The following is a 9,136-nucleotide window of genomic DNA, read 5'->3' as shown; positions in this document are numbered from 1 at the left end:
GCGATCTATCTCTATCGCCAGTATGGCGACCCCACGGACCTGCCCGCCGCGGTGCTGTCCGCCGCGCTCCTGGCAAGCGCCGGGATCGTCGGCGCCGTCCTGCTCGTGCGTGGCCCCGCCATGACCGCGCTGGTCGCCGCCCTGGGCCTGGGCCTGGCCGGGCACGGGATGCTGGTCGCGGGCCTGGCCCCCCGCCTTGGGCCTTTGTGGCTGTCGCAGCGCGTCGAGACGGTCCTGGCCCGCGCGCGCCTGCTGCCCCGCCAGGGCATCACCGCCGGCCCCATCGCCGTGGCCGGCTACGCGGAGCCCAGCCTGGTGTTCGGGGTCGGCACCACCACCGACCTGGAAGGGCCCATCGAGGCCGCCGACGCCCTGGCCGACAACCGCCCCGCCGTGGTCGAGGCTCGCGAGCAGGTGGCCTTCGAAGCGGCGCTGAAGACCCTGAATGTCCGCCCCCGCCTGGTCGGCCAGGTCAGCGGCTTGGACTACTCCAACGGCGACAAGACCACCCTGCGCATCTACGCCCCGCCGGAGGAGACCCCGCCATGAGCCGGTTCATCCAGATCGTCGAAGTCGGCCCCCGCGACGGGTTGCAGAACGAGAAGATCCCGCTGGACGTCGGCCAGAAGCTCGACTTCATCCGCCGCCTGGAGGCGGCCGGCGCCAGGCGGATCGAGACCGTGTCCTTCGTCAATCCCAAGCGCGTGCCGCAGATGGCCGGCGCCGAGGAGGTGATGGCCGACCTCTCCGCTCAGCCGACCGGCGGCCGCATTGGCCTGGTGCTCAATATGCGCGGCTGGGAGCGGGCGGTGGCCGCCGCGTGCGACGAAGCCAATGTGGTGGTCTGCGCCACCGACGGCTTCGGCGTCCGCAACCAGGGCGCCTCGACCGCCGAACAGATGCAGGCCCTGGCGCAGATCGCCGCCCGGCGCGACGCCGAGGGCGGCCCGCCGATCACCGCCACCTTCTCGGTGGCCTTTGGCTGCCCCTTCGACGGCGAGGTGGCCCAGGACCACGTGGTCGCCCTGGCCCGCGAGGCCGCCGGCCTGAACATCGCCGAGATCGCGCTGGCCGACACCATCGGCGTGGCCGATCCGTGGATGGTGCGCCGCCGGGTCGAGGCGGTGCGCAAGGCCGTCGGCGACATCCCCCTGCGCCTGCATTTCCACGACACCCGCAACACCGGGCTCGCCAACGCCTATGCCGGGGTCGAGGCCGGGGTCGATGTGCTGGACGCCAGCTGCGGCGGCCTGGGCGGCTGTCCCTTCGCCCCCGACGCCACCGGCAATATCGGCACCGAGGACCTGGTCTATATGCTGGAGCGGGCCGGGTTCGAGACCGGCTACGACCTGGCGGGCCTGATCGACGCAGCCAAGTGGATGTCTGGATTGCTGGGCAAGCCGCCCAGCGCCGCGGTCAGCCGCGCGGGCGGATTTCCGCTTTCGGCCTGATCGGCGACCTCAGGCCGCACGGCCGCGCATGCGCCACATCACGGGGCGGACCACGGCGGTGCAGACGATGACCGGCGACAGCAGCCAGGCCAGCAGGGTCTGGGAGACGTTGCCCGCGCGCTTGCGGAAATAGCGAGCCAGGCCGACCCCCTTGTGGAACTCCACCCGGATCGGGCTGGCGCGGCTGGTATGGCCCAGATGGATCACCTCGGCCTGGGGCTGAAACAGCACCATGCCCCCCGCCTGGCGCACCCGCCAGCACAGGTCCACGTCCTCGACATGCAGGAAATAGCCCTCGTCGAAGCCGTCGACGGCGTCGAAGTCCTCGCGGCGCATGCAGAAACAGGCGCCGGAAATGGTCGGTATGGCCGCCACGCCCTCCGGCGGCGCATCGGTCTCCCAATGCACCTCGTAGCGGCGCCAGGCCGGCACCCGCTGGGCCAGGTGGCTGAGGCTCATCAGGGCGCTCATCAGGGTGATGTCGCCGCGCCGCGCGCCGCGCTGTTCCGTGCGGTCGGCGTTCAGCACCCGGCCGCCGACGATGCAGGGCGCGGGCCGGGCTTCGATCGCCTGGGCGAGCGAGGTGATGCAGCCTGGCTGCAGGAAGGCGTCGGGATTGAGGAAGATCAGGATTTCACCGCTGGCCTGCCGGGCGCCGAGATTCGCGCCACGCGCGAAGCCGACATTGCCCTGGCCGACGATCAGCACCACCCGCCGGTCGCGATCGGCCAGGCCCTTGAGGCGCGTCGCCTCTGCGCAGCTCGACCCGTTATCGACGATGACGAACTCGTCGACCTGGGGATCGGCCAACACACAGGAGACGCTCTCCTCGAGCGCCTCGCCGGTCATATAGACCACCATCACCACCGACACCTTACGGCGCGGAGCGATGAAGCTAAGCGTCGGTGCGGGCTCGTAGGCGACGATCGGTGCGGCTATGCCGTTCATCCAGCCTCCATGGCCTCGGTCGCAACTGAGACCGAAGCAGGCTCCGCCCCCGCGGCGCCACGGGCAACATCAGGCGGTGACGCTTCCGTGGCAAGGGCCTTCGCGGCCTGGGCGAGCGAAAGCATGGTTTGCCCGTCGGAACCCAGTCTGCGCAGAGCCACATTGCCCTCCTCGGCTTCCCGCCGACCGACCACGGCGATCACCGGCGCCTTGGCCAGGCTGTGCTCGCGGATCTTGTAATTGATCTTCTCATTGCGAAGATCAACCTCAACTCGCAAGCCGGCGGCCCGCAAGGTGCGGACGACTTCCTGGGCATAGGCGTCGGCGTCGGACGTGATCGTGGCGACCACCACCTGGGTCGGCGCCAGCCAGAGCGGGAAGGACCCTGCAAAGTTCTCGATCATCACCCCGATGAACCGCTCCATCGAGCCGCAGATCGCCCGGTGCAGCATGACCGGACGCTGCTTGGAGCCGTCCTCCGCCACATATTCGGCGTCGAGCCGCTCGGGCAGCACATAGTCGAGCTGCAGGGTGCCGCACTGCCACGTCCGGCCGATGGCGTCGCGCAGGTGGAACTCGAGCTTCGGGCCGTAGAAGGCGCCTTCGCCGGGCAGGTGCTCGACCGTGCAGCCGGCGGCGATGGCGGCGCGCTCCAGCTTGGCCTCGGCCACGTCCCAGACCTCGTCGGTGCCGAACCGCAGCTCCGGCCGCAGGGCCAGCTTCACCGAGTGAAGCTCCAGGCCGCAGTCGGCATAGACGCTTTCCAGCAGGCGGATGAACTGGGTGGATTCCGCCTCGATCTGGTCTTCGCGGCAGAAGATGTGGGCGTCGTCCTGGGTGAAGGCCCGCAGCCGCATGATGCCGTGCAGGGCGCCGGAAGGCTCGTACCGGTGGCACGCGCCGAACTCCGCCATCCGCAGCGGCAGGTCGCGATAGCTCTTTTGCCCATAGTTGAAAATCTGCACGTGCCCCGGACAGTTCATCGGTTTAACGGCCAGCACCTCGCCTTCCGTCGTTTCGCAGGTGAACATGTTCTGGCCGAACTTCTCCCAGTGGCCCGAGCGCTCCCACAGCACCCGGTCCATGATCTGGGGCGCCTTGACCTCGACATAGCCGTCGACGTCCAGGCGGCGGCGCATATAGGCCTCCACCGTGCGGTAGAGCGTCCAGCCCTTGGGATGCCAGAAGATCATCCCCTTGCCCTCTTCCTGCAGGTGGAAGAGGTCCATGGCCCGGCCGATCTTGCGGTGGTCGCGCTTCTCCGCTTCCTCGATCCGCTTCAGATGCGCCTCGAGGTCGGCTTCATTGGCCCAGGCCGTGCCGTAGATCCGCTGAAGCTGGGCGTTGCGATGGTCCCCGCGCCAATAGGCGCCGGCCAGCTTGGTCAGCTTGAAGGCCTTGCCGACATGCTTGGTAGAGGGCAGGTGCGGGCCCAGGCACAGGTCCTTCCACTGACCCTGGCGATAGACCGTGATCGTCTCGGTGTCGGGCAGGTCGGTGATGATCTCGGCCTTGTAGGCCTCGCCGATCTCCTTGAAGTGGGCGATGGCGGCGTCGCGATCCCAGACCTCGCGCACGATCTTCTCGTCGCGGTCGACGATCTCCTTCATGCGCTGCTCGATCTTGGCCAGGTCGTCGAGGCTGAAGGGCGTCTCGCGGGCGAAATCGTAATAGAAGCCGTCCTCGATCGCCGGGCCGATGGTCACCTGCGTGCCGGGGAACAGCTCCTGCACAGCCTCGGCCATCACGTGGCTGGCGTCGTGGCGGATGGTGTCCAGCGCCTCGGGGCTCTCCCGCGTCAGGATCTCGAACTTGCCGCCGCCCGGCAGGGGGCGGTCAAGGTCCAGCAGGGCGCCGTCCAGCTTGATCAGCAGGGCGCGCTTCTCCAGCGACTTGGCGATGGAGCCGGCGACCTCGCGGCCGGAAACCCCCTCTTCGAACTGGCGCACGGAGCCGTCGGGAAAAATCAGATCGATCATGTTTCACACGTCCATTTCCGGGCGGAGGAAGGTCCTCCACGCGGCGGGGGCGGCGGGTCATAGCCCGAACCACCCCAGGGATTGCATCGACACAGCCGCCGCGCCGCGAGCCAGGAGCCGCGCCAGGGGCCGTGGCTGACCAGGACCTGGGCCGCATAGTCCGAACAGCTCGGCATATAGCGGCACTGGCGCCCGATCAGGGGCGAAAGCGTCAGCTTGTAGGCGCGGTGGGCGCCTTTGACGCAGGTTTCGTAGAGGGTCATGCCGGCTCGCAGCCTTGCGATTCAGTCGCCGCGAATATCCCGAGTGGAATCAGGGATCAAGCCGCGCCGGCGCGGCTAGTTCGCTCCATGGCCCGACGGACGGCGTCCGCTGCGGCCTCGAACGCGAGCAGCGTAGAGGCGTGTCGGGCCGGATAGTCCTTCACCGGGGCGAGCATGGATAGGTCCGCAAATCGTCCAGAGGGCGCGGATGCGCCTTGCTTCAACATAGCACGGAACTGATCGCGGGCCATCTCGATCTCCGCCAGGTCGGCGCCCAGCACATGGGTTCCCAGGATCGAGGCCGAGGCCTGGCCCAGCGCGCAGGCCTGCACATCCTGGGCGAAGGCGCTGACCTTGCCGTCCGTGAGGGCGACATCGACCACCACCTTGCTGCCGCACAGCTTGGAGACCTTTTCGGACGAGCCCTGCGGATCGGCCAGCCGCCCGGCGTGCGGCAGGTTCGCCGCCAGCTTGAGGAGCCTGGTCGAGTAGAGATCGTCGATCATGATGCGGATGTGGGGGTTCCGGCCTCGGCGCGCCATGCGGCCTCGGCGCGGGCGGCCAGGGCCTCGCCCATCTCGGTGAAGCCGCGACGGATCGACTGGCGCATCCGGCGCGCCACGGACGGGCCCAGGAGGCCGCCGAATATCTCGCCGTTGGAGACGATGCAGTTCTCGTCCGAAAGGCTCTCGATCTCGATATAGCGGACGCTGCGGACCAGGCCGCGCAGCACCGACAGCCGCCAATGCAGCTGGTCGTCCGGCACCCAGTCCTGCACCACCGGCTGGATGGTCCGATGCGCCTCGCCCGGCAGGGCCAGGGTCAGGGTCAGGACCGCGCCGATGCGGATCTCGCCCTCGGCCCTGGGATAGATCGGGTTCCAGTCCGCCCAGCGCGGCAGGTCGGCGATGACGCCCCAGATCACCCGGGCCGGGGCCTTGACCCCGATCCGGTGCTCGATCTTGGCCCCGCCCCCGCCACTGCCCGCCGCGTCGCCGCCGCCAAAGGCGAATCCGGCGGAAGGCTTGAACATCTCTCCAGGCTTGATCGCCATCCGGCCTACTCCTTGATCCGCCAGGTCGCCCCGGCGGGGCCGTCCATCACCTCGACATTCAGCGCCGTGAGCGCCTCGCGGATACGGTCGGCGGCCGGCCAGTCCTTGGCGACGCGGGCGGCGAGCCGCTCCTCGATCAGGGCGTCGACCTTCTCGCGCAGCTCGTCGGTGACACCCGCCTGGAACCAGGCCTCCGGATCCCCGCCCAGGAAGCCCATCAGGTGGGCCGAGGCGAGCAACTCGCCCTTGGCCTTGGCCCGGCCCTCGCCCTTGGCGGTCTCCAGCGCCGTGGCCATGGCGAACAGCTCGGCCATGGCGGCCGGGGTGTTGAGGTCGTCCTCGAGGGCCGCCAGGAACCTGGGGTTCGGACCGGTGTCGGCGGCGACCACCTCGCTGGAGCGCCGCAAAGCGCCATAAAGCCGGTCGAGCGCCTTCTTCGACTGCTCGATCAGGTCGCCGGTCCAGTCCAGCGGCGCACGATAGTGGCCGACCAGCAGGGCCCAGCGCAGGGCCTCGCCGGGCGCCTGGGCCAGCAGGTCGCGGACCAGGGCGACATTGCCCAGGCTCTTGGACATCTTCTCGTCGCCCATGTTCAGGAAGCCGTTGTGCATCCAGTACTTGGAGTAACCGACAGAGTGATCATCATGGGCGCAGACGCCCTGGGCCATCTCGTTCTCATGGTGCGGGAACAACAGGTCGATGCCGCCGCCATGGATGTCGATAGGCAGGCCCAGGGTCTGTTCGATCATGGCCGAGCATTCGATGTGCCATCCCGGCCGCCCCGGTCCCCAGGGGCTGTCCCAGACGGGCTCATTGTCCTTGGAGGGCTTCCACAGCACGAAGTCGGCAGGGTGGCGCTTATAGGGCGCGACATCGACCCGGGCGCCGGCGATCATGTCCTCCATCGGATGGCCCGACAGCTTGCCGTAATCGGCATAGGCCTGGGTGTTGAACAGCACATGGCCCTCGGCGGCATAGGCCGAGTCATTGGCGACCAGCTTGCCGATCATGGCGATGATCGCATCCATCGTCTGGGTGGCGCGCGGCTGGTGGCTGGGGCGCAGGGCGCCCAGCACCGACATGTCGGCGTTGTAGATGTCCAGATAGCGGTCGGTGATCACCGAGATCGGCACGCCTTCCTCGGCGGCCTTGCGGTTGATCTTGTCGTCCACGTCGGTGACGTTGGCGGCGTAGATCACGGCGTCGCGGCCGTACTGGAAGCGCAGCAGCCGGAACAGCAGGTCGAAGACGACCACCGGCCGGGCGTTGCCGATATGGGCGAAATTATAGACCGTCGGGCCACAGACATACATCGTCACCCGCTTGGGATCGGCAGGAACGAAGGGCCGCTTGGCGCGGGCCATGGTGTCGTAGAGGCTTAGGGTCATAGGGCTCTTTAGCAAAACTGACGTGGCGTGACGGTTGTCGGCGCCTGCGTCTGTCCCATATACATTTGGACCACACGCTAGGCCACGGGAGACAGATCCCGATCGAACGGCCGGCGCAGATGGGTGGCACGCGTCAATCCGGGACCCTCGTCCCGGCGCAACTCAGCCCGGAAAGACCCTCACCAACATGGACGCATCTGCTCGCGAGCGAACCCTGATCGGCGTGTCCGATCTTGATCTTGAAGCCGTGAAGCGCCCGACGCGCGAAGAAGCGATGGAGGCCGTGCGCACTCTGATCGCCTGGGCCGGCGACGACCCGCGACGCGAAGGCGTGATCGACACTCCCAAGCGGGTGGTGGATGCCTATGGCGAATGGTTCGAGGGCTACAACCTCGATCCCGCCAAGGAGCTGTCACGCACCTTCGAGGACGTCCAGGGCTATGACGACATCGTCATGCTGCGCGATATCGAGGTGGAGAGCCACTGCGAGCACCACATGGCTCCGTTCCTGGGCAAGGCCTATGTGGCCTACATGCCGACCAACCGGGTGGTGGGCATCTCCAAGCTGGCCAAGGTGGTCGAGATCTTCGCCCGTCGGCTCCAGACCCAGGAGACCATGACCCAGCAGATCGCCGATGCGATCACCGACGGCCTGCGCCCGGCCGGCGTCGCCGTGCTGATCGACGCGGCCCACCAGTGCATGACCACCCGCGGCGTCCATCACCGCCACGTCACCACCCTGACCACCCAGTTCACCGGCGTGTTCAAGACCGATGCGACCCTGCGCCAAAGGTTCCTCGACTTCGTGAACCGCCGCTAGTCTGGCTTCTGGTCCGCCGGCTCCGGCCGGTGGACCAGGCTGACCAGCACGAAGCTCAGCATCATCAGGAGATACCAGGAGCCGAGCTTGGTCAGTGGGACCATGTTCCAGCCCTGGGCCTGGGCGGGATAGATCCAGGTCCGCGTGAAGGTGCCGACGTTCTCGGCGATCCAGATGAACAGGGCCACCAGGCCAAAGCCCATCAGCATCGGCATGCGACGCGGCTTCAGGTCCGGCGTGAACTGGAACCATCGCCCCCAGAACACCACCACCGACAGGACGAACAGGCCCAGGCGGATGTCGACGCCATAGTGGTCGGTGAAGAAGTTCAGATAGCTCAGGACCGCCAGGGCCCAGGGCGCCCACAATGGCGGGTAGCGCTCAAAGCGGATCTCGAACAGCCGCCAGGCCCGGGCGATATAGCTGCCGATCGCCCCGTACATGAAGCCCGAGAACAGCGGCACCCCGGCGATGCGCAGCACCGAGGCCTCCGGATAGATCCAGGAGCCGTGGGCGACCTTGAAGACCTCCATCCCCGTGCCGACCACGTGGAAGATGGCGATGACCAGGGCCTCTTCCCAGCGCTCCAGCCTGGTGGCCAGCAGCAGGACCTGCAGTCCCAGGCCCGTGGCCACCAGGGCGTCGTAGCGCGACAGCAGGGCGTTCGCCGGCCACCAGAAGTGCGTGCCGATCAGGGCCGCGACCATGGCCCCGCCAAACAGGCAGGCCCAGGCCTGCTTCAGGCCGAACAGCAGGAACTCATAGAGGAAGGCGTTGGTCCGCGACCGCCCCGCCCAGGGCCGGGCCGCCAGGTCGAAGTCGGCGACGCGACCCTTGATCCAGTCCTTGAGACTCATGCGTCGGAGGCTAGGCGGCGGAGCTTGATCGCGCCATATGGTTGCGCATGAGCCCGTTCCCGACCGCCCCCGACAAGCCCGCCCTGGAGCGCGGCGAAGTTCTCGCCCCGCGCTTTGACGCCAATGGCCTGATGGCCGTGGTCACCACCCACGCCGAGACCGGCGAGGTGCTGATGTTCGCCTGGATGAACGCCGAGGCGCTCGCCCGGACGCTGGAACTGGGCGAGGCGGTCTATTTCAGCCGGTCGCGAGACGAGATCTGGCACAAGGGCGCGACCTCGGGCCAGATCCAGAAGATCGTCGAGATGCGCATCGACTGCGACCAGGACTGCCTGTGGCTCAAGGTCCTGCCCCAGGGCGATGGCGGCGCCTGCCA

10 protein-coding genes and 1 pseudogene are annotated in these 9,136 nt (G+C 68.0%); 4 read left to right on the top strand and 7 right to left on the bottom strand.

The features are described 5' to 3' along the window. Positions 1-549: pseudogene (locus Q7P21_RS16745) on the top strand (glycosyltransferase family 39 protein); the annotation flags it as partial. Then, positions 546-1,451, top strand: coding sequence for a hydroxymethylglutaryl-CoA lyase (locus tag Q7P21_RS16740; protein WP_304168015.1), 906 nt, complete (start codon positions 546-548; stop codon positions 1,449-1,451). The pseudogene Q7P21_RS16745 and the gene Q7P21_RS16740, both read left to right, overlap by 4 nt. Before the next feature lie 9 nt (positions 1,452-1,460). On the opposite strand, the gene Q7P21_RS16735 is transcribed toward Q7P21_RS16740, so the two are convergent. Genes Q7P21_RS16735 through cysS form a run of 6 tightly spaced genes read right to left on the bottom strand, consistent with a single transcriptional unit; the run spans position 1,461 to position 7,083 of the window. Further along, positions 1,461-2,399, bottom strand: a complete 939-nt coding sequence (locus tag Q7P21_RS16735) for a glycosyltransferase family 2 protein (RefSeq protein WP_304178002.1) — start codon at positions 2,397-2,399, stop codon at positions 1,461-1,463. Beyond that, positions 2,396-4,378: a threonine--tRNA ligase gene (thrS, locus tag Q7P21_RS16730; protein WP_304178000.1), complete on the bottom strand. Its 1,983-nt coding sequence runs from the start codon at positions 4,376-4,378 to the stop codon at positions 2,396-2,398. The genes Q7P21_RS16735 and thrS overlap by 4 nt, the downstream gene beginning before the upstream one ends. Continuing rightward, positions 4,375-4,641 carry a membrane protein insertion efficiency factor YidD gene (gene yidD, locus Q7P21_RS16725; RefSeq protein WP_304171610.1) on the bottom strand — a complete coding sequence of 89 codons (267 nt, stop codon included), beginning with the start codon at positions 4,639-4,641 and terminating at the stop codon, positions 4,375-4,377. The genes thrS and yidD overlap by 4 nt, the downstream gene beginning before the upstream one ends. Before the next feature lie 56 nt (positions 4,642-4,697). Next, positions 4,698-5,147: an iron-sulfur cluster assembly scaffold protein gene (locus Q7P21_RS16720; RefSeq protein WP_304171611.1), complete on the bottom strand. Its 450-nt coding sequence runs from the start codon at positions 5,145-5,147 to the stop codon at positions 4,698-4,700. After that, positions 5,144-5,695 carry an SRPBCC domain-containing protein gene (locus tag Q7P21_RS16715; RefSeq protein ID WP_304171613.1) on the bottom strand — a complete coding sequence of 184 codons (552 nt, stop codon included), beginning with the start codon at positions 5,693-5,695 and terminating at the stop codon, positions 5,144-5,146. The genes Q7P21_RS16720 and Q7P21_RS16715 overlap by 4 nt, the downstream gene beginning before the upstream one ends. A gap of 5 nt (positions 5,696-5,700) precedes the next feature. After that, positions 5,701-7,083 (bottom strand): cysteine--tRNA ligase, encoded by a 1,383-nt coding sequence (gene cysS / locus Q7P21_RS16710; protein WP_304171615.1) that lies wholly within the window; start codon positions 7,081-7,083, stop codon positions 5,701-5,703. Positions 7,084-7,270: 187 nt separating this feature from the next. Here cysS and folE point away from each other — a divergent pair, with 187 nt between their 5' ends. Next, on the top strand, positions 7,271-7,903 hold the full coding sequence (gene folE, locus Q7P21_RS16705; RefSeq protein ID WP_304171616.1) for a GTP cyclohydrolase I FolE: 633 nt from the start codon (positions 7,271-7,273) through the stop codon (positions 7,901-7,903). Here the strand turns inward: folE and Q7P21_RS16700 are convergent. Continuing rightward, positions 7,900-8,760, bottom strand: a complete 861-nt coding sequence (locus tag Q7P21_RS16700; RefSeq protein ID WP_304177998.1) for a DUF817 domain-containing protein — start codon at positions 8,758-8,760, stop codon at positions 7,900-7,902. The genes folE and Q7P21_RS16700 overlap by 4 nt on opposite strands. 47 nt (positions 8,761-8,807) lie before the next feature. Between Q7P21_RS16700 and hisI the strand changes: the two genes are divergently transcribed. Beyond that, positions 8,808-9,136 (top strand): phosphoribosyl-AMP cyclohydrolase (gene hisI / locus Q7P21_RS16695; RefSeq protein ID WP_304177996.1); only part of this gene is annotated, 329 nt, incomplete at its 3' end.

Source organism: Phenylobacterium aquaticum (assembly GCF_947378715.1).
Lineage (GTDB): Bacteria > Pseudomonadota > Alphaproteobacteria > Caulobacterales > Caulobacteraceae > Phenylobacterium > Phenylobacterium aquaticum_A.
This window is presented reverse-complemented; position numbering and strand designations above follow the sequence as displayed.